Annotated in this window: 27 protein-coding genes; 12 read left to right on the top strand and 15 right to left on the bottom strand. The window is 62.6% G+C overall.

Translation table 11 applies throughout. The annotated features are described in order from the left end of the window. The first annotated feature begins 64 nt into the window (after positions 1–64). Positions 65–1,312 (top strand): GGDEF domain-containing protein, encoded by a 1,248-nt coding sequence (locus DFO46_RS10770; protein WP_183041873.1) that lies wholly within the window; start codon positions 65–67, stop codon positions 1,310–1,312. On the opposite strand, the gene DFO46_RS10765 is transcribed toward DFO46_RS10770, so the two are convergent. From DFO46_RS10765 to alr, 9 genes are all read right to left on the bottom strand, one after another. Next, positions 1,313–2,191, bottom strand: a complete 879-nt coding sequence (locus DFO46_RS10765) for a DMT family transporter (protein ID WP_120277268.1) — start codon at positions 2,189–2,191, stop codon at positions 1,313–1,315. Between the two features lie 212 nt (positions 2,192–2,403). After that, entirely contained in the window at positions 2,404–2,631 is a 228-nt protein-coding gene (locus DFO46_RS10760) for a DUF2188 domain-containing protein (protein ID WP_120277267.1), read from the bottom strand. Positions 2,632–2,691: 60 nt separating this feature from the next. Then, positions 2,692–3,432, bottom strand: a complete 741-nt coding sequence (locus tag DFO46_RS10755) for an SDR family NAD(P)-dependent oxidoreductase (protein ID WP_120277266.1) — start codon at positions 3,430–3,432, stop codon at positions 2,692–2,694. 35 nt (positions 3,433–3,467) lie between these two features. Continuing rightward, the gene (purF, locus tag DFO46_RS10750) at positions 3,468–4,958 is read right to left on the bottom strand and encodes an amidophosphoribosyltransferase (RefSeq protein ID WP_120277265.1); all 1,491 of its coding nucleotides are present in this window, start codon (positions 4,956–4,958) and stop codon (positions 3,468–3,470) included. Between the two features lie 140 nt (positions 4,959–5,098). Continuing rightward, a complete protein-coding gene (locus DFO46_RS10745; RefSeq protein WP_110793521.1) occupies positions 5,099–5,716 on the bottom strand; it encodes a CvpA family protein in 618 nt (205 codons plus the stop codon). Positions 5,717–5,807: 91 nt separating this feature from the next. Further along, positions 5,808–7,211 (bottom strand): DNA repair protein RadA, encoded by a 1,404-nt coding sequence (gene radA / locus DFO46_RS10740; protein WP_110793520.1) that lies wholly within the window; start codon positions 7,209–7,211, stop codon positions 5,808–5,810. 3 nt (positions 7,212–7,214) lie between these two features. Further along, positions 7,215–7,535, bottom strand: coding sequence for a type II toxin-antitoxin system RelE/ParE family toxin (locus DFO46_RS10735; protein WP_210210622.1), 321 nt, complete (start codon positions 7,533–7,535; stop codon positions 7,215–7,217). Continuing rightward, on the bottom strand, positions 7,532–7,819 hold the full coding sequence (locus DFO46_RS10730; RefSeq protein WP_183041872.1) for a type II toxin-antitoxin system ParD family antitoxin: 288 nt from the start codon (positions 7,817–7,819) through the stop codon (positions 7,532–7,534). The genes DFO46_RS10735 and DFO46_RS10730 overlap by 4 nt, the downstream gene beginning before the upstream one ends. A 52-nt stretch (positions 7,820–7,871) precedes the next feature. After that, entirely contained in the window at positions 7,872–9,038 is a 1,167-nt protein-coding gene (gene alr / locus DFO46_RS10725) for an alanine racemase (RefSeq protein ID WP_120277263.1), read from the bottom strand. Positions 9,039–9,124: 86 nt separating this feature from the next. On the opposite strand from alr, the gene DFO46_RS10720 reads away from it, so the two are divergent. The 3 genes from DFO46_RS10720 (at position 9,125) to DFO46_RS10710 (ending at position 11,056) form a co-directional block, all read left to right on the top strand. After that, complete coding sequence (locus DFO46_RS10720; RefSeq protein WP_120277262.1) at positions 9,125–9,988, top strand: AraC family transcriptional regulator; 864 nt, start codon at positions 9,125–9,127, stop codon at positions 9,986–9,988. Positions 9,989–10,055: 67 nt separating this feature from the next. Further along, positions 10,056–10,757: an AzlC family ABC transporter permease gene (locus tag DFO46_RS10715; RefSeq protein ID WP_120277261.1), complete on the top strand. Its 702-nt coding sequence runs from the start codon at positions 10,056–10,058 to the stop codon at positions 10,755–10,757. Continuing rightward, entirely contained in the window at positions 10,754–11,056 is a 303-nt protein-coding gene (locus DFO46_RS10710; RefSeq protein WP_120277260.1) for an AzlD domain-containing protein, read from the top strand. Before DFO46_RS10715 ends, DFO46_RS10710 begins: the two co-directional genes overlap by 4 nt. A gap of 38 nt (positions 11,057–11,094) precedes the next feature. On the opposite strand, the gene DFO46_RS10705 is transcribed toward DFO46_RS10710, so the two are convergent. Continuing rightward, a complete protein-coding gene (locus tag DFO46_RS10705; RefSeq protein WP_110793513.1) occupies positions 11,095–12,600 on the bottom strand; it encodes a replicative DNA helicase in 1,506 nt (501 codons plus the stop codon). Between the two features lie 302 nt (positions 12,601–12,902). Between DFO46_RS10705 and DFO46_RS10700 the strand changes: the two genes are divergently transcribed. The 3 genes from DFO46_RS10700 to DFO46_RS10690 are packed head-to-tail and all read left to right on the top strand — an operon-like array spanning position 12,903 to position 16,080. Beyond that, entirely contained in the window at positions 12,903–13,358 is a 456-nt protein-coding gene (locus DFO46_RS10700; RefSeq protein ID WP_110793512.1) for a MarR family transcriptional regulator, read from the top strand. Then, entirely contained in the window at positions 13,355–15,013 is a 1,659-nt protein-coding gene (locus tag DFO46_RS10695; protein ID WP_120277259.1) for an MFS transporter, read from the top strand. Before DFO46_RS10700 ends, DFO46_RS10695 begins: the two co-directional genes overlap by 4 nt. Before the next feature lie 20 nt (positions 15,014–15,033). Continuing rightward, complete coding sequence (locus DFO46_RS10690; RefSeq protein ID WP_120278210.1) at positions 15,034–16,080, top strand: HlyD family secretion protein; 1,047 nt, start codon at positions 15,034–15,036, stop codon at positions 16,078–16,080. Positions 16,081–16,167: 87 nt separating this feature from the next. On the opposite strand, the gene rplI is transcribed toward DFO46_RS10690, so the two are convergent. The 4 genes from rplI to rpsF form a co-directional block, all read right to left on the bottom strand. Next, complete coding sequence (gene rplI / locus DFO46_RS10685) at positions 16,168–16,746, bottom strand: 50S ribosomal protein L9 (protein ID WP_120277258.1); 579 nt, start codon at positions 16,744–16,746, stop codon at positions 16,168–16,170. 20 nt (positions 16,747–16,766) lie between these two features. Next, on the bottom strand, positions 16,767–17,744 hold the full coding sequence (locus tag DFO46_RS10680) for a DUF2232 domain-containing protein (RefSeq protein ID WP_120277257.1): 978 nt from the start codon (positions 17,742–17,744) through the stop codon (positions 16,767–16,769). 191 nt (positions 17,745–17,935) lie between these two features. After that, positions 17,936–18,184 carry a 30S ribosomal protein S18 gene (gene rpsR / locus DFO46_RS10675; protein WP_003502063.1) on the bottom strand — a complete coding sequence of 83 codons (249 nt, stop codon included), beginning with the start codon at positions 18,182–18,184 and terminating at the stop codon, positions 17,936–17,938. Between the two features lie 23 nt (positions 18,185–18,207). After that, positions 18,208–18,669 carry a 30S ribosomal protein S6 gene (gene rpsF, locus DFO46_RS10670; protein ID WP_110793507.1) on the bottom strand — a complete coding sequence of 154 codons (462 nt, stop codon included), beginning with the start codon at positions 18,667–18,669 and terminating at the stop codon, positions 18,208–18,210. 452 nt (positions 18,670–19,121) lie between these two features. Between rpsF and DFO46_RS10660 the strand changes: the two genes are divergently transcribed. Beyond that, a complete protein-coding gene (locus tag DFO46_RS10660; RefSeq protein WP_120277256.1) occupies positions 19,122–20,030 on the top strand; it encodes an RTX toxin in 909 nt (302 codons plus the stop codon). Between the two features lie 61 nt (positions 20,031–20,091). Here the strand turns inward: DFO46_RS10660 and DFO46_RS10655 are convergent, their stop codons facing one another. After that, positions 20,092–21,135: an aldo/keto reductase gene (locus DFO46_RS10655; protein ID WP_120277255.1), complete on the bottom strand. Its 1,044-nt coding sequence runs from the start codon at positions 21,133–21,135 to the stop codon at positions 20,092–20,094. Between the two features lie 208 nt (positions 21,136–21,343). Between DFO46_RS10655 and fabD the strand changes: the two genes are divergently transcribed. The 4 genes from fabD to fabF all read left to right on the top strand — a co-directional run bounded on the left by fabD (position 21,344) and on the right by fabF (position 24,963). Beyond that, positions 21,344–22,288: an ACP S-malonyltransferase gene (fabD, locus tag DFO46_RS10650; RefSeq protein WP_120277254.1), complete on the top strand. Its 945-nt coding sequence runs from the start codon at positions 21,344–21,346 to the stop codon at positions 22,286–22,288. A 32-nt stretch (positions 22,289–22,320) separates the two neighbouring features. Further along, the gene (gene fabG, locus DFO46_RS10645) at positions 22,321–23,058 is read left to right on the top strand and encodes a 3-oxoacyl-[acyl-carrier-protein] reductase (protein WP_120277253.1); all 738 of its coding nucleotides are present in this window, start codon (positions 22,321–22,323) and stop codon (positions 23,056–23,058) included. 278 nt (positions 23,059–23,336) lie between these two features. Further along, positions 23,337–23,573 carry an acyl carrier protein gene (locus tag DFO46_RS10640; RefSeq protein WP_027507378.1) on the top strand — a complete coding sequence of 79 codons (237 nt, stop codon included), beginning with the start codon at positions 23,337–23,339 and terminating at the stop codon, positions 23,571–23,573. A gap of 133 nt (positions 23,574–23,706) precedes the next feature. Continuing rightward, complete coding sequence (gene fabF, locus DFO46_RS10635; protein ID WP_110793502.1) at positions 23,707–24,963, top strand: beta-ketoacyl-ACP synthase II; 1,257 nt, start codon at positions 23,707–23,709, stop codon at positions 24,961–24,963. The last annotated feature ends 12 nt before the right edge of the window (positions 24,964–24,975 follow it).

Genomic DNA, 24,975 nt, shown 5'->3' with positions numbered 1-24,975 from the left:
CCTTTGTCAATCATGCAGCTCTTATGGTGTGAGGGATATATCACCTGCGGAGATGACCTTCGACATGGAACTGACCCTGCACCTGCCGACGATCCTCGTCGTCCATGGAATGGCGACGCTGATCTCGACGCTTTTGTGCGCCTATATGTGGGCGCGCGAGCGTCCCAATGTGGTGCTTGCCATGCTCGTCCTGGCAGGGGCGTCCACCTGTGCCGGCATGGCCTTGCACGGGTGCCGCACGATCCTGCCATTGCCGCTCGCCTCCGGCGTCGGCCTGGGACTGGCTATCCTGGGGGCGGGCCTCTATTGGCAGGCCGTTGCGGCCTTCGAGGGCAGGGACCTGTCCAAGCTCAAGTCTGGCGCGGGTGGGGTCATCTGGCTCTTCTGCTGGCTTGTGCCGGCATTCCAGGACTCGGTTGCGCTGCGCGGAGCCGTTCTGGGTCTGCTGATCGCACCCTACTGTCTACTCACAGCCCGTGACATCTGGCGGGGACGCATCGCCGAGCCTCTGCCGTCTCGCACGCTTGCGGTGGTCGCCAATGCGATGCGGGGTCTGGTCTGGTTCCTTGTTCTGCCGCTTTCCCTGTTGATTGCGCCGCCTTATGCGGCGGACGGTGGCAATGCCCACTGGTTCGCGCTCGTTGCGCTGATCAACTCGCTGCTCATCGTCCTGTCCCTGATCTCGCTGCTGATTCTTGCCAAGGAGCGCGACGAGCGGCGCTACCGGCTGGCTTCGGAGCGCGATCCACTGACCAATCTCGCCAACCGGCGCACTTTCGTCATGACAGCGCAGTCCATTCTGGCGCGCGAAGAGGGCAAGGCCGCCCTCCTGTTATTCGATCTCGACCACTTCAAGCATATCAATGATACCCATGGTCATGCCACCGGCGATCAGGTGCTTCGGGCCTTCTCGCGCGCCATCGAGAAGCGCATGCCCAAGAGCTGGATCTTTGCACGGATCGGCGGCGAGGAGTTTGCCTGTCTGCTGCCGAGGGCCAACGGCGCGCAAGGCTTGGCCATTGCCGAGAATTTCAGGCAAGCGATTGCCGGCATGCATGAAGGCGGCGCGACCCATATCCCGATCACCGTCAGCATCGGCGTCTCGACCTCCTCCGATCCGAGCGTTCAGCTGGACACGCTGCTCGCCGAAGCCGATGCCGCACTTTACAAGGCCAAGGCGGATGGCCGAAACTGTGTGCGCCTGCATGATCCTGTCGTCATGGTCGAAAGGGCGAGCCTTCAGCTCGAACCGTTCAAGGTCGCGATGCACGGCCACCCTGTGGCCCGCACGCGGCGCCGCGGCTCAGTGTGATCAGCGCGCGGACTGCGGACGGCGAAACAGCCCGAGAACGAGCGCGCAGCCGATGATGATCACGACCCCGCCGCAGAGCTGCATCAGCGTAAGCGGCTCGTCGAGCACCAGTGCACCCACCAGAACTGCCACGACCGTCACGACGAATTCCACGCTGATCGCAGCCGTGGCCCCGATGCTTTTGACGAGGCCGAAGTAGAGCACGTAGGTGAGTGCGCTCATCAGCGCCGCCAAGGCGACAAGGTAGAGATAATCGATGGCGGCCGGAGTTCCCGGCACGGGTACGAACCACAGGAGCGGCAGCGTCAGCAGGCCGCCCGCAATGAACGAGCCGATCGTCACCTCCCACGGTCCTGTGCCGGTGAGATACCGGCTGGCATAATTGCTGCCGAACGCGGCGGAAAAGGTCGAGCCGACCATGGCCGCGCAGCCCAGCAGGAAGGCCCCCGTGACGGGGACCGCCGGAAAGCCGACGAGCATGACGATGCCGATCGTCCCGAGGGCCAGCCCGACAATTCGCGCCGGCGTTATCCGCTCCAGTCCCCACAGCTGCGCAATGACCATGGAGAAGAGCGGGATGGAGGCGACAAAGATGGCAGCCATGGCCGTGCCGATGAGCGGGGTCGCATAGGAGAGGCCAATCAGCTGCCCGGCAACCGTCGTGGCACCCACCATGGCAAAGGGCAGCCAGCCGGCGCTGAAATCCAGCCGGCGACGCATCAGCCGCGCGATCACATAGAGAAGTGCGCCGGCAATGAAGCAGCGAAACGTCACCGCCCCGATCCAGCCGAAGGCATCCACGACATGCAGCAGCAAAAGGAAGGAAAGTCCCCACGCCAGAGACAGATAGGCATAGGCGGCAAAATCTCTGGGGGTCATGGGAGGCAATCGATGACTATGGGGGCTGGGCTGGAGTCTTAACGACAGAATCTCCCACCACAAAGCGATCAGTCAGGCTGGCCGAGTTCCATCCACTGTTGCATGGCATCCGAGAAAGGTCACACAGAAGGCGATCGCTTGGAGAAGAGGGGAGTAGTCGTCGTCGAACGGGCAGTTGATGAACACCGAGCGTTCGAACATGGCAGCGTCCGTCAGCCCTTGGGGGGAAGCGGATCGTTTCCAAAACTGCTTCGTTCGCGAATGCGACCGTCTTTCCCATGGATGTAGAGTTCGGTGCGATTGGATCGCGCGATTTTCAGCGCCGTCTCGATGGCTTCGCCCTGCGTCGGGTGAAGGCTAGTGGCGCGGGTCGCCCCTGCGCTCAGAACGCCCCACTTGCCCGATCTCGGCACCACATGCTGCGCTTTTGTCTTGGCCATGGTCTTCACTCGTTCCAACACGCGTCAAGATAGTCCAAGCGCGTTGCAGCTGCCAGTGGCCTATTCCGGCATGCGGTAGTCGACGATCTTGCCTTCGCGCACCACGTAGAGCTTGCCTGTTTCCGTCTGCTCCGGGCCAACCAGCGGCAGCAGCTTGGCGGCAACTTCGGAGGGATGCGGCAGCGTGTCCGGATCTTCGCCCGGCATGGCCTGGGCGCGCATGGCCGTGCGGGTCGCGCCCGGATCGACCGAGAGGATGCGCAATGGCAGGCGCTGGGTTTCGGCAGCCCAGGTGCGGGCGAGCGCCTCGACGGCAGCCTTGGAGGCGGAGTAGGGCCCCCAGAAGGGTTTGCACTTGTGGGCCGCACCCGAAGACAGGATCAGCACACGACCCTGGTCGGATTTGACGAGCAGCGGCTCCAGCGAGCGGATCAGGCGCCAGGTGGCGTTGACATTGATCGTCATGACCTTGTCGAAGACTTTCGCCTCCACATGGCCGATCGGCGAGATGACGCCGAGCACGCCGGCGTTCAGCACGGCGATATCAAGCTTGCCCCAGCGCTCGAAGATATGACCGCCGAGCTGGTCGATAGCCGCCATATCGGCGAGGTCGAAGGGGACCAGTGTCGCCGACCCGCCGACGGCCTTGATGGCATCGTCAAGATCTTCCAGGCCACCGACGGTGCGGGCGCAGGCAATGACATGCGCGCCGGCTTTGGCCAGTTCGATCGCGGTGAAATAGCCGATGCCGCGCGAGGCGCCGGTGACGAGCGCGATCCGGCCCTTGAGGTCGATGGTCATGGAAATTCCTGTCGTATGCTCTTTGGTCGTGTGGCTCAGCCGTTGGCGGCGAGCATGGATTCCTTGCGGCCCGGCTTCTCGCTTTCCTTGTCGAGCAGGCGGGTCGGATAGTCGCCGGTGAAATAGTGGTCGGTGAACTGCGGGTTGGCCGGATCACGCGGCTTGCCGCCGACCGCCTTGTAGAGCCCGTCGATCGACAGGAAGGCGAGGGAGTCCGCGCCAATGTATTTCGCCATGGCCTCGATGCCGAGATACTGGTTGGCGAGCAGCTTTTCCGCATCCGGCGTGTCGATGCCGTAGAAATCCGGATGGAAGATCATCGGGCTGGCAACGCGAATATGCACTTCCTTGGCGCCGGCATCGCGGATCATCTGCACGATCTTGAGCGAGGTCGTGCCGCGCACGATGGAATCGTCGACCAGGACCACCCGCTTGCCCTCGATCATTGCCCGGTTGGCGGAATGCTTGAGCTTGACGCCGAAGGCGCGGATCTGCTGGGTCGGTTCGATGAAGGTACGGCCGACATAATGGTTGCGGATGATGCCGTATTCGAAGGGAATGCCGCTCTGCTGCGCATAACCGAGTGCTGCCGGCGTGCCGCCATCTGGAACCGGCACCACGACATCAGCTTCGACAGGCGCTTCGAGCGCCAGGTTCATGCCGGCATTCTTGCGGGTCGTGTAGACGTTGCGGCCGGCGACGACCGAATCGGGACGCGCGAAATAGACATATTCGAACAGGCAGACGCGCTCCGGCTGCGGACGCGCCGGCATGCGGGATTCGATGGTGACAGAGCCATCAGGCTGCGTTTCGCAGATGATCACTTCGCCGTTCTTCACGTCGCGCACGAACTTGGCGCCGATGATGTCGAGCGCACAGGTCTCCGAACAGAAGATCGGCTTGCCGTCGAGATCACCCATCACCAGCGGTCGGATGCCGATCGGGTCGCGGGCGGCGATCAGCTTGGTGCGCGTCAGCGCGATCATCGCATAGCCGCCTTCCATCTGCCGGATAGCATCGATGAAACGGTCGGTGGTCGAGGCATGGCGCGAGCGGGCGATGAGATGCAGGACGACTTCGGTATCGGATGTCGACTGGCAGATCGCGCCGGTGGCGATGATCTGGCGACGCAGCGTCAGGCCGTTGGTGAAGTTGCCGTTATGGGCAATGGCGATGCCGCCTTCTTCGAGTTCGGCAAACAGCGGCTGCACGTTGCGCAGCGCCACTTCGCCTGTCGTCGAATAGCGGGTGTGGCCGATCGCCTGCGGGCCGGGCAGCTTCGCCAGCGTCACCGGATTGGTGTAGTGGTCGCCGACCAGGCCCATGTGCTTTTCGGTGTAGAACTGGCGCCCGTCGAAGGAGACGATACCGGCCGCTTCCTGGCCGCGATGCTGGAGCGCGTGAAGTCCAAGCGCCGTCAGCGTCGAGGCATCCGGATGCCCGAGGATCCCGAAGACCCCGCATTCCTCGTGATACTTGTCGTCATGACTGCCATACACGACATAAGAAGGGCTGAACTGCTTCATGGCGAGGGCCTTTGCTCCGGGGACAGATGCAAGGATGCTGGGCTTCTAACGGCTAAGCCGCCGGTCTGTCCCGATCCGGCGGCGTTGATATGGGAGCTGGTTCGCGCGGCGCCAAGGCCGCGCGCCCATCAGTATTCGTCTCAGGGTGTCGCCGGCTGGGCCGGGGTGTCGTCGGACGGCGTCTGTTCCGCAGGCGCCTGTTCGGCCGGTGCATTGTCGCCCGTGCCGTCGGCCTGCGGTGCTTCGCGTCCCAGAATGCGTTCGCGGATCTGCGGTTCGATGTCCTGCGGAAGAACGGCTTCCAACTTCAGCACGAGCGAATCCAGGAAGGGCTTCGACTTGGCATTGTTCACCCAGTCAGGGCGCTGGCGCACGTCGATCAGCCAGTTCCAGAAAGCGACCGCAACGACCAGCAGCAGCAGGCCGCGCGCCGCGCCGAACAGGAAGCCGAGGGTGCGGTCGAGCGCGCCGATGCGGCTGTCGATGATGAAATCGGCGATGCGCGACGTGATGAAGGAGATCACGATCAGCGCGACGATGAAGATGATGCCGGCGGAACCTGCAAGTGCGATGCGGTCATCGCTGGTATAGTTCTTCACGTAAGGCACGAGCATCGGATAGAGGTAATAGGCAGCGGCAACGGATCCGGCCCAGCTCGCAATGGACAGCACCTCGCGCGAAAAGCCGCGCACCATCGCCAGCACCGCCGAAAACAGCACGACGCCGATGACGATACCGTCGAAAATCGTAATGGGCATAGACACCAACTCCAAGACTTAGCCGATCGGAACCGGCCTGATTGTCACCGCGATTCCGCCGGAACGCGTGCGTGTCACGCGTCGGACCGGATCAACCATCCTCCTGATCAACAGGCGCTTTCAGCCGGGAGCCGGCGATGCGCGCCACGAGATCGGGCAGGCTGTCCACTTCCCTCCATTTGCCCTTCGAACCCTTGGGAAGGTCCGGTGAGGCAGCCGGCAGGACCGCAGCGGAGAAACCGAGCTTTTCCGCCTCTTTCAGCCTCTGGGCCGTATGCGACACCGGCCGCACCGCCCCTGACAGGCTGACTTCGCCGAAATAGACGCAATCGGCGGGAAGGGCAAGACCGGCAAGCGACGAAACCAAAGCCGAGACAATGGCCATATCCGCTGCAGGTTCGCTGATCCGGTAACCACCGGCGACGTTGAGGTAGACGTCATGCTGCCCCAGCCGCACCCCGCAATGCGCCTCCAATACCGCCAAAATCATGGCGAGCCGTGACGAATCCCAGCCGACCACCGCGCGCCGCGGTGTTCCGAGCGAGGTCGCGGCGACCAACGCCTGCACTTCGACGAGCACGGGGCGGGTGCCTTCCATGCCGGCAAAGACGGCAGCGCCCGGCGCCTTTTCATTGCGCTCGCCGAGGAAAAGCTCTGAAGGGTTGGCAACCTCGCGCAGACCCTTGTCGGACATTTCGAAGACGCCGATCTCGTCTGTCGGCCCAAAGCGGTTCTTGACGGTGCGCAGGATGCGATAGTGATGGCCACGATCGCCTTCGAAATAGAGGACCGCATCGACCATGTGTTCGACGACGCGAGGACCGGCAATCTGGCCCTCCTTGGTGACATGGCCGACCAGCACCATGGTCGCGCCCGTCTGCTTGGCATAGCGGATCATCGCCTGCACCCCGGTGCGCACCTGGGTGACGGTACCAGGCGCGCTGTCGGCCGTATCGCTCCACAGCGTCTGGATGGAATCGATGATCACGAGATCCGGCCGTTTGCCCTCGGAAATGGTGGCGAGAATGTCCTCGACATTGGTTTCGGCGGCGAGCAGCACATCGGTATCGGCAGCCCCCAGCCGCTGCGCCCGCAGCCTGACCTGCGCGACCGCTTCTTCGCCGGAGACATAGATGACACGGTGACCTCGGCGCGCGAGCGCTGCCGCCGCCTGCATCAGCAGAGTCGACTTGCCAATGCCCGGGTCACCGCCGATCAACACCGCCGAGCCGCGCACGAAACCGCCGCCGGTGGCGCGATCCAGTTCGCCCATGCCGGTCGGAATGCGCGGTGCTTCCTCGATCTCGCCGGAGAGCGATGTCAGCGTGACGGGACGCCCCTTCTTCGGCACCTTGCCGGGGCCGGAGCCAATCCCGCCCATCGGGTCTTCCTCGACGATGGTGTTCCACTCGCCACAGCCATCGCATTTGCCCGCCCAGCGGGAGTGAACCGTGCCACAGTTCTGGCAGATGAATTGGGTCTTGGCTTTGGCCATGAATTACGGATCGCTTTCGGGGAAGTCGTTGGGAGATATGTCTTGGCGGCCGTGCATGACGCGCAGCACGATCAGCATGTCGTCGGCAATGCGGAAATAGATGCATCGGTGCCGGTAGGGAAATGCGCGCAATCCGGTTTTCACCCAATCACGAGAGACGCCAGGATTTCGGGATCCGGCCAGCTCTCGAATTTTTTGCTCGAGATCGCTCGTCAAACGCTCGGCCGCAATCGGGTTTCGCGTCTGCAGATAGTTATAGATCTGGATGAGATCCTCGATGGCCTGGGGCGACAGCCGAAATCGTCTGCCGAAACTGCTGCTCACCGTCGTGCTTTCGCTTCGGCGACGATGAAGGTCGTGAGGTCGCCGGTCCCGGAGAATTCCTTGAACTGCCCCACTTCAACGGCCTCATCTGCCTCATCGATCATCAGACGCAGTTCCGCGATGCGCTGGCTTCTCTCGGATTGAACAAGAAGTCGAAGGCCGGCGCGCAGCATCTCTTGCGCCGACGCGTACACGCCGTCGCCGATCTGGCGCTCGATGAAAGCTGATTCATCGGGTTCCAGCGCAATTTGCACCGTAGACTGAGCGGATTGCTCTTCCGTCATTTGATACTCCATTGCTAGAACAATAGCAGAACAAATCCGTCTGCGCCAGTCCTCAGTCGTCGCCCTCAAGATAGAGCCGTTCGTAGCGCAGGCCGAGCCCGGTCAGCATTTCATAGCCGATGGTGCCGCCCGCCCGTGCCACCTCGTCGAGCGGCATGGATGGGCCGATCAGCTCGATATAGTCGCCGCCGCGCACGGCATTCGGGGCAAGATCGGTCACGTCAAAAATCGTCTGGTCCATCGTCACACGGCCGACGACGGGCACCGTCTTGCCGCCGATCACGCCGTGCGCGCCGGCAAGGCCGGTCTGCCGAAGCGGGATGCCGGAGCTGGACAGATTGCGCAGATAGCCGTCCGCATAGCCGACGGAGGCGATCGCCAGACGGCTGTCGCGGGAAAGCCTATGGCTGGCGCCATAGCTCACCGTTTGCCCGGCCTTGGCCTCGCGCACCTGCAGGATGCGCGCTTCCGCCTTGATGACGCTGCGCATCGGGTTCTTCGTCCCATTGACCGCCTCGCCGCCATAAAGAGCGATGCCGGGACGGGTGAGATCGAAGTGGTAGTCCGAACCGAGGAAGGTGCCGGCAGACGCTGCAAGGCTTGAATCAACGCCTTCGAAAGCCGCGCTAACCTGCCGGAAAGACTCAAGCTGCTGCCGGTTCATCGGCGACGATGGATCATCCGCACAGGCGAGGTGGCTCATGACCAGGACAGGATCGAGGCTCGCCGGGCGCGAGACGTCGTCGGTCAGCGCAATCGCTTCCGCCATGGGAAGGCCGAGCCGGTTGAAGCCGGTATCGACATGCAGCGCGCAAGGATAGGGGCCGCGCTCCGACAGAAGCGCCATCCAGAAGGCCAGCTGCTCCTCCGATGCGATGACCGGCACGAGATCGTTGTCGAAGAACACCTCTTCCTGGCCCGGCCAGATGCCGGAGAGAACGAAGATCCGCGCCTCGGGGGCATAGGGCCTGAGTGTTACGCCCTCGGCCGGCACGGCGACGAAGAAGTCCCGCGCGCCGGCATGGTAGAGCACCTGTCCGACATCCTCGATCCCGAGGCCATAGGCATCGGCCTTGACCACGGCCGCCGTCCGCGCCTTGCCCGAGCGCTTTGCCATGTCGCGCCAGTTGTCGGCGATGGCGGAAAGGTCCACCGTCAGGCGGAGCGGAGCGGCCAGGAAATCGTCCGGCGCGTCGATGATGTCAAATCTGTCGGTCATGATAACTTTGCGTCTTTAGGGCGGGATCGAGCGACCGTAGCACTTTTCTTCAAGACGAAAATGTGGCCGCCGGATATTATGCTGCTATGCACAGTGTTTCGCAGCAGCAGGCGGCCGAAGCCTATCCGGTCTCTAGGATCGAGCGGACGCGCTTCTGGCGTGACGGGCGTTTCCGCGCGATGGAATGCCTGACGGCCTCTTTCATTACCCACGAATTCTCGCCCCATTCGCACGACACCTTTTCGATCGGCGCGATCGAGAAGGGCTGCCAGGTGGCGAGCATCCGGGGTACCCGCGAGTTTACCGGGCCAGGTGCTCTCTACCTGATCAATCCCGGCGAAGTGCATGACGGCCAGCCGGGCGAGCCTGATGGATACCGGTACCGGATGATCTATCCGGATACGGAACTGCTGGTGGAGATCATCGAGGACGTCACCGGCAAGGCCTTTCACGGCAGCCCCAGTTTCGGGCGGCAGTTGCTCACCGATCCGGAACTGGCCCGCGCCTTCAACGTGGCGCACCGACGGTTGGAGGATGGGGATACGAGCGCGCTGGAGGGCGAGGAGAGCATGTACTGCGTGCTCGCCACCATGTTTGCCCGCCACGGCAGCGAAATCATTCGCGCGCCCGATTACGGCGAGCCGCTCGCCATGCGCCGCGTGCGCGATTACATCGCCGAACATTTCGCCGAAGAACTGGGCCTGGAAACCCTGGCCAGGGTCGCCGGTCTCAGCCGCGCCCACATGATCCGCGCCTTCCGCAAGCACTATTTCATCACGCCGCATGCCTTCCAGACGGACCTGCGCATCCGTCATGCGCGCCATCTCCTGCGTTGCGGCGCAACGCCGTCCGACACCGCCCAGGCCTGCGGCTTTGCCGATCAGGCGCATCTGACGCGTCAGTTCAAGGCGCGCACGGGCCTAACGCCCGCCGTCTTCCGCGCCGGCTGACATCGGTCACTTTCGTTCAAGACCACGCCGCCCAAGCCGGCTAGATCCTCCGCCAACAGGAGGTCCCATGACAGAACATGCATTCCGCCGCGAAGCCATCGACGGCTTTCGCGCCATTCTTCCCTTGATCATCGCTGCGGCCCCCATCGGCTTCGTCTTCGGCGCGGTGGCGACCGGCAATGGCTTGTCGCCGCTGGAGACCGTGCTGATGAGCGCGCTCGTCTTTGCCGGCGGTTCGCAATTCGTTGCCATGGATCTGTGGACCCACCCGGCCTCCTGGACGGCGCTCGGCTTCGCAGCCCTGCTGGTCAATCTCCGCCACATCCTGATGGGCGCCTCGCTGGAGCGCAGCCTCGACCTCTTCCGCCCCTGGCAGAAACTGCCGACCCTCTTCGTCATGGCCGATGAGAACTGGGCCTTGGCGGAGGCGCGGGCGCGGACGACGGTCTTGACCCCCGCCTTTTACCTGGGGCTTGCCTTGCCCTTCTATCTCGGCTGGGTGGCCTCGAGCCTGGCCGGCGCGCTCTTCGGAGCGCTGATCGGCGACATCGCCGTCTATGGCCTGGATTTCGCCTTCCCGGCGGTCTTCATCGTGCTGCTGACCGGTTTCTGGAAGGGCAGGGAGACCGGGCTGGTGCTGGCCGCAAGCGGTGTGGCGGCGCTCACCGTCCACGCACTGGTGCCCGGCGCCTGGTATATTGCAGCGGGCGCATTGGCCGGCCTCGGCGCCGCCTTCATTCCGGTTGCGCAGAAGGAGCAGGTGGCATGAGCCTCGATCCAGCAACCCTCGCCACCATCCTCGCCATGATGGCGGCCACCGTCTTCACCCGCTTCTCCGGCGCGTTCCTCGTGCGTCGCCTCAAACCCGGTGCGGGCGCCGAAAAGGCCCTCGCCACCGTACCGCCCGCCGTGCTGATGGCCGTCGTCGCACCAACGGCCTTCGCTACCGGCTGGCCGGAAACCATCGGCTGCCTCGTGGTGGTCGTGGCGGCTCTGCGTATGTCGCTGTTGCCAGCAGCAGCGCTCGGCGTCGTCTCGGTGGCGCTCCTGCGTGCAGCAGGCCTCTGACGCAGATGCAAAGAGGGCGCCTTGCGGCGCCCTTGATCTCACGGCTCTTCGTACTGGATGAAGCTCGGATCGGCGAGGTCCGCAAAGCGGGTGAATTCCGACTGGAAGGCGAGCTTGACGGTGCCGGTCGGTCCGTGACGCTGCTTGGCGATGATGACGTCGGCTGTGCCCTTCACCTTGTCCATCAGCGCTTCCCATTCCGGATATTTCGGATCGGCCAGATCGCGCGGTTCGAGGTTCTTCACGTAATATTCTTCGCGGAACACGAAGAGCACGACGTCGGCGTCCTGCTCGATCGAGCCCGATTCGCGAAGGTCGGAAAGCTGGGGGCGCTTGTCTTCGCGGCTTTCCACCTGACGCGACAGCTGCGACAGCGCAATGATCGGCACGGCCAGTTCCTTGCCGAGCGATTTTAGGCCCGTGGTGATCTGGGTGATTTCCTGCACGCGGTTTTCACCCGCCTTGCCGGCACCCGTCATCAGCTGGATATAGTCCACCACCAGGCAGTCGAGGCCGCGCTGGCGCTTCAGGCGGCGCGCACGGGCCGAGAGCTGGGCAATCGAGATACCACCGGTCTGGTCGATGAACAGCGGCACTTTCTGCATGGTCTGGGAAAAGCCGACCAGCTTTTCGAATTCGTGTTCGGTGATCTCACCACGGCGGATTTTGGACGAGGAGACTTCCGTCTGCTCGGACATGATACGGGTGGCGAGCTGTTCGGACGACATTTCGAGCGAGTAGAAGCCGACGACGCCGCCGTTCTTCGCCTTGAACGATCCGTCGGGCAGAACTTCCGGCTCGTAAGCCGCGGCGATGTTCCAGGCGATGTTCGTGGCAAGCGAGGTCTTACCCATACCCGGACGTCCGGCAAGCACGATCAAGTCGGAGCGCTGCAACCCGCCCATCTTCGAATCGAGCGAGCTGATGCCGGTCGAGATACCCGAGAGGTTGCCGTCGCGCTCGAAGGCGGCACCCGCCATGTCGACGGCCTGGGCAACGGCATCTGAGAAGGACTGGAAGCCGCCGTCGTAGCGGCCGTTTTCGGCGAGTGCGAAGAGCCGGCGCTCGGTGTCTTCGATCTGCGCCTGGGGCGGCATGTCAAGCGGCGCATCATAGGCGATGTTGACGACGTCCTCGCCAATCTGGATCAGCGAGCGGCGCAGCGCCAGGTCATAGATAGCGCGACCATAATCTTCCGCATTGATGATTGTGACGGCTTCGGACGCCAGCCGCGCAAGATATTGCGCAACCGTGAGGTCGCCGACTTTCTGGTCAGCCGGCAGGAAGGTCTTGATGGTGACGGGGTTTGCCGTCTTGCCCATGCGGATGATTTCGGACGCGACCTCGAAGATCTTCCGGTGCAGCGGCTCGTAAAGATGTTCGGCTTTCAGAAAGTCCGAGACCCGGTAATAGGCATCGTTGTTGACCAGCAGCGCACCGAGCAGCGCCTGCTCGGCTTCGATATTGTTCGGCGCTTCCCGGTAGAGCGGTTCGGGGGCCTGAGGCGCCTGCGGGCGCGCAATGTTGCGAACGGCATCGATCATGGTGTCACAAATTTCTTCGTCGTTGGGAGCGTGGCATCAGGGTTTGGCGACCCGCGCCGCCACAGTCAACAAGCGTCTCCCGCCCACTCACGTTTTTCGGGTTGTCCCCAGTTATCAACAGGTGGTTCGGGCGGCACTTGTCGAACGTCCCGGCGAAGCACTTGACGGCTCGCCGACGAATCGCTGCGGCACCCATGATTGTACGACATGGCTGCCATGGCTTCAAAAGACTTGAAAAAACTGGGCAGGCTATTAATTAGGGTGAATATAGATAGCAGCCTAATTAAATTGAGGTACATTCGATGTCCCGTGCATCCCAGAACGAGCAGCTCTTTGACGAGATGTCGGCCTTCAATCGCAAGCTTCGCGCCTTCTTTGATGCGGTCGTGCGCGAGGAGGGGCTGACCTTGGCGCGGGCGCGCACCTTGTTCGCGATCAGCCGCAGAGGCCCCCTGACGCAGAAAGAACTCGCCGAGGAGCTGGAAATCGAAACGCCGACACTCGCGCGTGTGCTGGATGGCATGGAAAAGCAGGGTCTCATCGTGCGCAGCGAGGACGCCAGCGACCGGCGCGCCAAGCGCATCGACATGACCCCCGGCGGACGTGAGACGTCGAAAGGCATGCATGCGCTGGCCAGCGATCTGCGCGGACAAATCGCCGAAGACATTTCCGCAGAAGACATCGAGATCGCCCTGTCTGTCGTTCGCCGCCTCGTCCGCAACCTCCAGCGACTGGATGTCGGAAAGGTCCGGTCATGAGCACGGCTGTCGAGCAATCGGGCGATACAGCCCCCACCGAAGCGGAGCAGGCTCCCGCATCGCCACCGGCGCCGCCACCAGCCAAGCCTCTGTGGCTTGCCGCAATCTACGTCGCTTCCGGGCTCTTGATGTTCATCACCCAGGGCCTGGGTATGAACATCGTCAATGCCAATCTCTATCAGCTGCAGGGTCAGTTCTCCGCAACGGCGGCGGAGGCTGCCTGGTTGTCGGCGGCCTATGTGGCGCCCTATGCAACCCTGTCGCTGGCTCTGTTCAAGGTGAGGGCGCAGTACGGACTGCGGCCATTCGCCGAATGGAGCATCCTGATCTTCGTGCTGGCCTCGCTGCTCAACCTGTTTGTCAGCGATCTCCATTCCGCCCTTGTCGTGCGCTTCATCAGCGGCTGTGCCGGAGCCCCGATCTCCTCGCTCGGCTTTCTCTACGTCCTTGAGGCCTTCCCGGCGCATCGCAAGCTTAGCCAGGGTCTGAACGCCGCCCTGATGGGCACGCTCCTGGCCGCGCCGATCGCAAGGATGATTTCGCCTGGTCTGCTTGAAATCGACGGCTGGCATGCCCTCTACACGCTGGAAGTCGGTCTGGCTCTCGTCTCCATGGCAATCATCTTCGCCCTTCCGGTGACAGCACCGCCGCGCGCGAAGGTGATCGAGCGGATGGACATCGTCTCCTACTTGCTGATGGCCGTGGGCATCGGCTGCCTTGCGGTATTTCTCACTCTCGGTCGTCTGTATTGGTGGTTTGAAACCTGGTGGCTGGGCGTGCTTCTCATCTGCGCCATCGGCTTCATCGCCGTCACCGCCCTGATCGAGTCTCGCCGCACCAATCCCATGCTCGATTTCCGCTGGATCTTCTCGCGTGACAATCTGCATATGGCCGCCGTGCTCCTGGTCTTCCGAGCCGTGTCCTCGGAGCAGTCCTCGACCGCCGTCAGCTTCTTCCAGCAGATCGGCTTGCTGAATGATCAGCAATTCGTCCTCTGGTCGCTGGTCCTTCTTGCCTCCATTGGCGGTGCGCTCTTTTGCATGGCGCTGATGTCGTCGCGTTATGTCGAGACGGCCCATGTCATCGCGCTCGCGCTGATCGCCGGCGGCGCCTATCTCGACAGCCAGGCAACCAACCTCACGCGGCCGGAACAGATGTATCTGAGCCAGGGCATGATTGCCTTCGGAGCCGCGATGTTCCTGCCGCCGGTCATGGCCAAGGGGTTCGGCAGCGCGATGCAGAAGGGCTTGCCCTATGTCGTCAACTTCATCGCCATCTTCCTGTTCACCCAGATCACCGGCTCTATGCTGATGACATCGCTGCTCGGCAGCTTCGTCTCCATCCGCGAGAAGTTTCACTCGAACGTTCTGGTGGAGAACATCCTTCTGACCCGGCCGGAAGTGGCCCAGCGTGTCAGCCAGCTTGCTGCGGCCTATCGCAAGGTGATCACCGATCCGGCCATCCTCAATGCAGAAGGCCTGACGCTCCTGTCCCGGCAGGTGACGCGTGAAGCCTATGTCCTCGCCTATACAGACACCTTTCTGTTGATCTCCGTCGTCACGACCGCAGCGCTCGCCGTGCTGCTCGTGCATCTCGCCTGGCGCTGGTTGCGGACATCCCGCCGCGCCGCGGGCGAGCTTTCCCCCCAATCCTGATGCCGAACGGACCCTCCGCCATGTTGAAGAAGATATTCACCCCCGCCACCATCCTGATCATCCTTGGCGCCGTGCTTGGCACCTCTCTGGTGCTGTATGCCTGGCGCCTGCCGCCCTTTGCGAGTTCGGTCGAGATGACCGACAATGCCTATGTTCGCGGCTATGTCACCATGCTCAGCCCTCAGGTGAGCGGTTATGTCGTGGAGGTCCCGGTCAAGGATTATGAGACCGTCGACAAGGGACAGCTGCTCGCCCGGATCGACGACCGTACCTATCGCCAGAAGCTCGCCCAGGCCGAAGCGGCGCTCGCCACGCAGAAAGCATCCCTCGACAATTCCCGCCAACAGGAGATGGCAGCCAAGGCTCGCATCGCCTCCAGCGAAGCCGCTGTCGACGCGGTCAATGCTGATCTCCAGCAGGCGCAACAGCAGTCGGAGCGGCAGGACAGCCTGATCCGCAGCGGAGTTGTGGCCACGAGCGCGCAGGAACAGGCCCATGCGGCACTCGACCGGGCACGTGCCGGAATGGCGCAGGCCAAGGCTGCGGTCGAGGTAAGCCGTCAGGACCTGCAGACGATCATCGTCAACCGCAGTTCGCTGGAGGCCGCCGTGGCCAATGCCGAAGCCGCAGTGGAATTGGCCAGGATCGACCTCTCCAACACAGAAATTCGCGCACCGCGCGAAGGCAAGCTGGGTGAAGTCGGCGTGCGTGTCGGCCAGTATGTGGCTGCCGGCACGCAATTGATGGCGGTCGTTCCGCCCGATGTCTGGATCATTGCCAACTTCAAGGAAACACAGCTCGCCGGCATGAAGGTTGGCCAGCCTGTGGAGATCACGGTCGATGCGCTCGAGCGCCAGGTGCTGCAGGGCAAGGTCGAGCGCTTCTCACCAGCGACCGGCTCGGAGTTTTCGGTGATCAAGGCCGACAATGCCAGCGGCAACTTCGTCAAGATCGCCCAACGGGTCGGCGTGCGGGTGGCGATCGACAACAGCCAGGGTGCGGCTGCGAGCCTGACGCCTGGCATGTCGGTGGTCGTTCGGATCGACAAGAGCCTCGATCCGGCCTGACTTCAGCGAACAGGTGAGCAAAGAAAAAGCCCGGTCCTGCGCGAGCAGGGCCGGGCTTCTTTCGTCCGCCTTTGAGGGCGGAAAATATTAGCGGTCGTCGTCGCCGTCGATGTCGGCTTCCGGATCGAAGAAGTCTTCCGGACGCAGCGCATCTTCGTCGATGCCGTAGATGGCGTCGGCCGAGGTCAGGCTTTCGCCCTTCAGCTGGCGCTCGGCTTCTTCAGCCGAACGGGCAACGTTCAGCTCGACCGAGATTTCGACTTCGGCATGCAGGTGGATGACAACCTGATGCAGGCCGATGGCCTTGATCGGGGTGTTCAGCTCGACCTGGTTGCGGCCGATGTTGAAGCCTTCGGCAGAAAGGATCTCGACGACGTCACGGGCAGCAACCGAACCGTAGAGCTGGCCGGTTTCGCCAGCCGAACGGACGACGATGAAGGACTTGCCGTTGAGAACATCGGCAACCTTCTGGGCTTCCGACTTGCGCTCGAGGTTGCGGGCTTCGAGCGTGGCGCGCTCGGATTCGAAACGAGCCTTGTTGGCAGCGTTGGCGCGCAGCGCCTTGCCCTGCGGCAGCAGGAAGTTACGAGCGAAGCCGTCGCGAACCTTGACGGTTTCGCCCATCTGGCCGAGCTTGGCGATGCGTTCAAGCAGAATGACGTCCATGATTTTGGTCCTTTCAGTGGTCAATCAGTGTTGTCTGGAGTGTCGGTTTTGGCCTTGGCGGCCGGGGTCAGGGCAACGGTCCGGCGGGTATCCGACAGGCCGATGATGAGCGGAATGATCAACGGCAGCAGCATGACCGTCGACAGATAAGCGAGCACGAGGGCCGGCAGGCGCCAGTCCTTGCCGCGCGTGCGAAGATGCATGGAGGCGAAACCTGCCATGAGGAAGCCGGCGCCGAAGGTGCCGCAGACGGTGGCGCCAATCATCGCGGGAACGCCGCCGATGAAGCAGCCGATGATGCCGGCGAGGAAGAGGAAGACGGCATTGCGGTTCATGCGCAGCGAAGAGGGGATGTCTTCGCGCGGGCGCTTGCCCCGGCCTGATGCGGAAACAATGCGCTGCGCCACGTAATACATCAGGAACAGCAGCATCACCCAGGTGCCGCCCTGGATGATCGGCAAAAGCACGACCATGGTGCGTTTCAGCTGCTCGAGCGCGGCCGGATCGGGCAGCATGGCCGGATCCTGGCTGTTCATCGCCTGGGTCATCGCTTCGACCAGCTGGTCGGTGAATTCAGGGCCGAAGCCGATGATCACGCCGAGCGCGATGACGGCAAAGGTGACGAAGGCGCAGAGCTGCAGCAGGATGTCCGACAGCGGATACCAGGCCATCAGGTGGTCGGGTCCGCCGATTTCGGATGCCGGACGCGCCAGGCTCGACAGATGGGCAAGCCAGCCGGCGGGCGCCAGCGTGAAGATCGCCATGCCGAAGGCAAACATCGGCGACATGCTGATCGTGCCGAGGAAGGCAGCCGTCAGGATGGCGGTGATCGAGGCGAGGTTGCCCCAGCCGAGGCCGACGATGAGAACGGGAATGGCGGATGCGGGATAGAGGATGGAGGCGAGCGTCGGCTGCGCCGCAGCACCCAGCACGAGCAGGGCGGCGGTAATACCGGCAAGAAGGCCGGTCATCAGCAATTTCGCATCCAGTTTTTGCAACGTCGCTGTCCTGCTGGTTGAAGCAGTTAGGGGAAGCTCTTCATGCCGTCTGGCAGGATTTCCCCAACATGGGTTTTTGCCTGAAGTCGCCGGACATAAGTCAGCGCCTAAAGGCTGTTTGTTCCGATCCGCGCCCAACGCGGAAGGGATAACGGCCCGCTGACTCTTAATCAGCGGGCCGTCGGATCAGATTACGCTACGACGTAGGGCAGCAGGCCGAGGAAACGGGCGCGCTTGATGGCCTGGGCCAGTTCGCGCTGCTTCTTCTGGGAAACTGCGGTGATACGGGACGGAACGATCTTGCCGCGCTCGGAAATGTAGCGCTGCAGGAGACGGACGTCCTTGTAGTCGATCTTCGGAGCATTGGCGCCCGAGAAGGGGCAGGTCTTGCGACGACGATGGAAGGGACGACGTGCCTGAGAAGAGGATGCATCAGCCATTGTAATTTCTCCTATTGCTCAGATTAAGCGCGGTCTTCGCGCGGACGACGCTCGAAGCCGCCTTCACGCGGGCCACGGTCCGGACGCGGACCACGGTCGCCGAAGCCACCTTCGCGGCGCGGGCCACGGTCGTCGCCATCACGACGCGGACGGTCGTCACGGTCGCGCTTCTGCATCATGGCAGACGGGCCTTCTTCGTGGGCTTCCACGGCGATGGTCATGTAACGAAGAACGTCTTCGTTGATGCGCATCTGGCGTTCCATTTCGTGGATCGCGGCACCCGGAGCTTCGATGTCCATCAGGGCGTAGTGCGCCTTGCGGTTCTTCTTGATGCGGTAGGTCAGGGACTTGAGGCCCCAGTTTTCTACGCGCCCGACCTTGCCACCGTTAGCTTCGATGACACCCTTGTACTGTTCGACGAGGGCATCAACCTGCTGGGCGGACATATCCTGCCGGGCAAGGAATACATGTTCGTAAAGAGCCATGACAGCTTTGCCTTTCTTGCGGTTGTCGTCACCCGGATCCGGCGCTAAGCCTCACAGACTGCTCCTGTGCGGCATGCGCCGCGGCAAGAAAAGCGTTGTGTTCGAGACGGTCGAGAGCGGAGACACGGGAGACCGGAAACCCTTGTGGTTCCTGCTGCAAGCCTTGCGGCCTGCCAGCCCTCCGTTCAGCCACCAGCCAGAGGACCGGGTGTTGTGAACGGCGCGCTTATACGCGTATTCAGGCGAAAAGCAAGGGCAGGGGCGGATTTTCCGCTCTTTGGGCCTCGAATGGCACAGCACCGAGAATGCCCGCCGTCTTCTTTACCGGATGCTTACCGCGTTCGACAGACCTGTTTCCCGTGCCGAAACGGCTCCTGTAAGCTTTTCTCAATGGGCGAATGTTAGCTTCGTGTGGAATTCAGCCGCATACGCGGCTTTGAGGGCGAGACCTGATGACGGTCATCAACAGTTTCTATCGCAATCCGAACGCGCTCGTTTACGCGACGCAGCTCTTCTCTGCGACCTCCACTGCCCAAGGGCGGTCTGATGCAGCACCCACATGGTCCCGAAAGGACGACGACATTCCCGTCAGTGAGTCGGCGGGACAGAAGGCGCTCGCCCGCATCGCCGAGATTCTTGCCTTGCGTGATGCACCATCGGGAGAGGAAGCCTCGGTCGATGAAACGCTCGGTTATATCACGGGCGGGCAGGGAACGGAGGGCGACGACAAGCTCACCTTCGACGCCAAGGCCGTCTACAACATCGACTCGGGCGGTGGCGACGACACGGTGACTGCAAAAGCCGCAGCGCTGGTCTCCGTATCCACGGGCGTCGGCAAGGACAGCCTGTTCGCCAGTGCCCGCTATATCGGCGAGATCGATACAGGCGAGGGCGATGACACCCTGAAACTCTCCGGTCAGCTTGTGATGGACGTGACGGGCGGTGACGGTAACGACACGCTCACCGTGGCCGGCGAGGCGCTGATCGGCATCGACGGCGGTGCCGGCGACGATACCATGACGCTGGAAGGCACCCGCATCTTTGCCGCCGGCGGCACCGGTAATGACACGGTCAGCATCAAGCGCACGGATATGAAGGCCGACAATGCCATTGCCGAATACGGCTTCGCCCGTGGAGACGGTCAGGACACGATCAACACGAATGGCAGCCTGGTCCTGCGCTTCAGCGGATATGATGAGAAGGACGTGAGCATCAGCGTGGATGGAAACACGGTGACCGCGACATTCGCCGGGACGGCGGATCGCATCACGGTGACGCTCGACGGGCCCGCCATGTCCGGTCAGGGCCTGACCTATGGCTTTTCCTTCGATCATGGCCGTACCGTGCTGACGATCGGCTGATGCGGCGTGAAAGGCCGGCACCGTGTTGCGCCGGCTCTTTCGAATTGAGCGGAGGACGATCTCAGATCGGCATCGGGTACTCGCGGTGGATTTTGGCAATCTCCTTGAGGATCTCCTCCGACAGTGTGAGGTCAGCTGCATCGATATTCACCTTCAACTGCGCCATCGTGGTCGCGCCGATGATGGCGGATGCCATGAACGGACGCGTCAGGCAAAAGGCGACCGCGAGCGTCGAGGGGGCGATGCCGTGCGTCTTGGCAAGCTCGACATAAGCCCGCGTCGGCGCCTCCTGCTGCGGCACCAGCCGGCCGCCGATATCGCCATTGATCGCGCCGCGTGAGCCGGCAGGCTTCTGTCCGCCGAGATATTTGCCCGAGAGAATGCCACCTGCGAGCGGCGAATAGGCGAGCAATCCGACATCCTCGTGATGCGACAGTTCCGCGAGATCCAGATCATAATGGCGGTAGAGCAGATTATACTCATTCTGGATCGACGCGACGCGCGGCAGGCCCTTCTGCTCGGCCAGAGTCAGAAAAGTCTGCGTGCCCCAGGTCGTCTCGTTCGACAGTCCGATCGCCCGGATCTTGCCGGCCTTGACGCAGTCGCTGATCGCCTCAAGGATTTCGGCGATGTCGTGCTGCGCCTGAGCGCGGTCCTGCTTGTAAGGATTGTAGCTCCAGGCGCCACGGAAGTGGAAATGCCCGCGGTTCGGCCAGTGGATCTGGTAGAGATCGACATAGTCGGTCTTCAGTCGCGACAGGCTGGCATCAAGCGCTTCGCGCAATGACGCGCCGGTGATCGGGCCGCCTTCGCGGATATAGGGGCGGCCGGGGCCGGCAACCTTGGTGGCGAGCACCACCTGGTCACGCTTGCCCGTCGACTTCAGCCAGTTGCCGATGATCTCCTCGGTATTGCCGTAGGTTTCCTTCGACAGCGGCGTCGTCGGATAGAGTTCGGCCGTGTCGAAGAAATTGACGCCACGCTCCAGCGCATAGTCCATCTGTTGAAAGGCTTCGGCTTCCGAATTCTGCGAGCCCCAGGTCATGGTGCCCAGGCAGATTTCGGAAACATGGATATCGGTTCGGCCGAGCCGGTTCATCTTCATGGGGGAATGCCTCAAATAGGAAATGGCCCGGGACGGGCTGGGGGAGATGCTGGAACAAAATAAGGGGAAATTGCCGCACTGCAAGATGGCGAAGCGGTCGAACAGTCTGTGACTTGCCGGGCTGCCGGCAGGGCTCAGGGGCCTGAAAGGCTTGACTCGCATGAGCGTATTGTGAATTGGAGGGTAAAAACCCAAGGGAGAAACGCCCATGACAGTCGCATTCACCTTCCCCGGCCAGGGCAGCCAGGCCGTCGGCATGGGCAAGGACCTTGCCGACAATTTCGCCGAAGCCCGCGCCGTCTTCCAGGAAGTCGATGATGCGCTCGGCCAGAAACTGTCCGACATCATGTGGAATGGCCCCGAGGAAACGTTGACGCTCACCGCCAATGCCCAGCCGGCCCTGATGGCCGTTTCCGTGGCTGTCATCCGTGTTCTCGAAGCCAAGGGCCTGGATCTGAAGTCGAAGGTCTCCTTCGTTGCCGGCCATTCGCTCGGCGAATATTCTGCGCTCGCCGCTGCCGGCACCTTCTCGATTGCCGACACCGCGCGCCTTCTGCGCATTCGCGGCAATGCCATGCAGGCCGCAGTGCCCGTCGGTGCCGGTGCCATGGCCGCGATCATCGGTCTGGAGCATGGCGACGTGCAGGCGATCTGCGAGGCCGCAGCCGCTGAAGGTCCCTGCCAGATCGCCAATGACAATGGCGGCGGACAGCTGGTCATCTCCGGCGGCAAGGCCGCCGTGGAGAAGGCCGCAGCGCTCGCCACCGAAAAGGGCGCCAAGCGCGCCATCATGCTGCCGGTCTCCGCACCCTTCCATTCGGCATTGATGGCTCCCGCCGCCGACGCCATGCGCGAAGCGCTGTCGACCGTCGAGAAGCGCGATCCCTCTGTCCCGCTCATCGCCAACGTGCTCGCCGCTCCGGTGACATCCGCCACGGAGATCGCCGATCTGCTCGTGCAGCAGGTGACCGGCCAGGTTCGCTGGCGCGAGACGGTCGAATGGTTCGGCGCCAATGGCGTCACCACGCTCTATGAAATCGGCGCCGGCAAAGTCCTGACGGGTCTCGCTCGCCGTATCGACAAGAACATCAACGGCATTGCCGTCAACGGCCCGGCCGACATCGATGCGGCGCTTGCCGCGCTCAACGGCTGACCGACCCCAAACGATCAACAAGGAACGCGATCATGTTTGACCTGACCGGCCGCAAGGCCCTCGTCACCGGCGCAACCGGTGGCATCGGCGAAGAAATCGCCCGCATGCTGCATGCTCAAGGCGCCATCGTCGGCCTGCACGGCACCCGCGTCGAAAAGCTGGAAGCGCTGGCTGCCGAACTCGGCGACCGGGTCAAGATCTTCCCGGCCAACCTGTCGGACCGCGACGAGGTGAAGGCGCTTGGCGAAAAGGCCGAAGCCGAGCTCGAAGGTGTGGACATCCTGGTCAACAATGCCGGCATCACCAAGGACGGCCTGTTCGTGCGCATGTCCGATGCCGATTGGGACGCAGTGCTCGAAGTCAACCTGACGGCCGTCTTCCGCCTGACGCGGGAGCTCACCCATCCGATGATGCGCCGCCGTTATGGCCGCATCATCAACATCACCTCGATCGTCGGCGTGACCGGCAATCCGGGCCAGGCCAATTACTGCGCCTCTAAGGCCGGTATGATCGGCTTTTCGAAGTCGCTCGCCCAGGAAATCGCCACCCGCAACGTCACCGTCAACTGCGTGGCGCCGGGCTTTATCGAAAGCGCGATGACCGGCAAGTTGAACGACAAGCAGAAAGACGCCATCATGGGCGCCATTCCGATGAAGCGCATGGGCACCGGCGCGGAAGTCGCCTCCGCAGTGCTTTACCTGGCATCTTCGGAAGCGGCCTACATGACCGGCCAGACATTGCACGTCAACGGCGGCATGGCGATGATCTGAGCAGGAAGCCCGGTTCGCCCTTTCCGCCAAAGGCTGTTGACCAAGGTGAGGGGGCGAATTTCTGGCTTTGCGGCGCGCTGAAACCATGTTAAGCGGGCCATGACTGTGAGCAGTCGCTCCGTCTCATGAGCCGAAGTTTATGCTTTTATTTGCATAAACCGCTCTGGGTCAGGGCCGAACGGGTTTGCTGGTGACGCCATGCGCGCTTCACCAGTTGAAGACAGGGCAGGGTGGCCACTACGGCTCCCTCTGATATTAAGAAGGTCGAGGAAACCGACATGAGCGATATCGCAGAACGCGTGAAGAAAATTGTAATTGATCATCTCGGCGTTGACGCTGAAAAGGTTGTCGAAGGCGCCAGCTTCATCGACGATCTGGGCGCTGACTCGCTCGACACGGTCGAACTCGTCATGGCCTTCGAAGAAGAATTCGGCGTTGAAATTCCTGACGACGCTGCTGACTCGATCCTGACGGTCGGCGATGCCGTCAAGTTCATCGAGAAGGCTCAGGCCTGATCGATCACGAGACTGCGGAAGGCGGGTGTTACAGCCCGGACTATCCGCTTGGGCCCGCGTGAAGCGGGCCTTGTTGTATCAAGAGCTTTGTTCAGACTGACTTCGGTCATAACCGTAGGGTGGGCTTGGGACGATGAGACGTGTCGTTATCACCGGTACCGGCATGGTATCTCCTCTGGGATGTGGAACGGAATTGACCTGGCAGCGCCTCCTGGCCAGCCAGAGCGGTGCGCGCCTCGTCACGGAATTCGAGGTCGAGGATCTTCCGGCCAAGATCGCCTGCCGTATCCCCACCGAAGGTGAAGGCGCCTGGAACCCCGACGACTGGATGGAGGTCAAGGAGCAGCGCAAGGTTGATCATTTCATCATCTATGCGATTGCCGCGGCTGACATGGCCCTCAAGGATGCCGGCTGGGAGCCGGAAACCTATGAAGACCAGTGCCAGACGGGCGTTCTGATCGGTTCCGGCATCGGCGGCCTCGAAGGCATCGTCGAAGCCGGCCATATCCTGCGTGACAAGGGCCCGCGCCGCCTCTCGCCCTTCTTCATCCCGGGCCGCCTGATCAATCTCGCCTCCGGCCAGGTCTCGATCCGCCACAAGCTGCGTGGCCCCAACCACTCCGTCGTCACCGCCTGCTCGACCGGCGCACATGCGATCGGCGACGCCGCCCGTCTCGTGGCGCTGGGCGATGCCGACGTCATGGTCGCCGGTGGCACGGAATCGCCGATCAGCCGTATTTCGCTGGCCGGCTTTGCCGCTTGCAGGGCACTGTCGACGGCGCGCAACGATGACCCGACCGCTGCCTCGCGCCCTTACGACAAGGATCGTGATGGTTTCGTCATGGGCGAGGGCGCTGGCATCGTGGTTCTCGAAGAACTCGAACACGCCAAGGCACGCGGCGCCAAGATCTATGCGGAAGTGGTCGGCTATGGTCTCTCGGGCGACGCTTTCCACATTACCGCCCCGTCGGAAGATGGCGACGGTGCCTTCCGCTGCATGACCATGGCGCTGAAGCGCGCTGGCCTCACCGCAGCCGATATCGACTACATCAACGCCCACGGCACGTCGACCATGGCCGATACGATCGAACTCGGCGCTGTCGAGCGCCTGGTTGGCGAACATGCCGAGAAGATCTCGATGTCTTCCACCAAGTCGGCGATCGGCCACCTCCTGGGGGCTGCCGGCGCCGTCGAGGCGATCTTCTCGGCGCTTGCCATCCGCGACAATATCGCGCCGCCGACGCTCAACCTCGACAATCCCGATGTCGAGACCAAGATCGACCTCGTTCCCCACAAGGCGAGGAAGCGTGAGATCAACGTTGCCCTGTCGAACTCCTTCGGTTTCGGCGGCACGAACGCCTCGCTGGTGCTCAAGCGCTACGAGGCCTGATGATGCCGGTGC

Origin of the sequence: Rhizobium sp. AG855 (genome assembly GCF_003610655.1) — a bacterium.
In the GTDB taxonomy this organism is placed as follows: domain Bacteria; phylum Pseudomonadota; class Alphaproteobacteria; order Rhizobiales; family Rhizobiaceae; genus Allorhizobium; species Allorhizobium wuzhouense.
The sequence above is the reverse complement of the archived record's forward strand: the minus strand, read 5'-3'. Positions and strand labels throughout refer to the sequence as shown.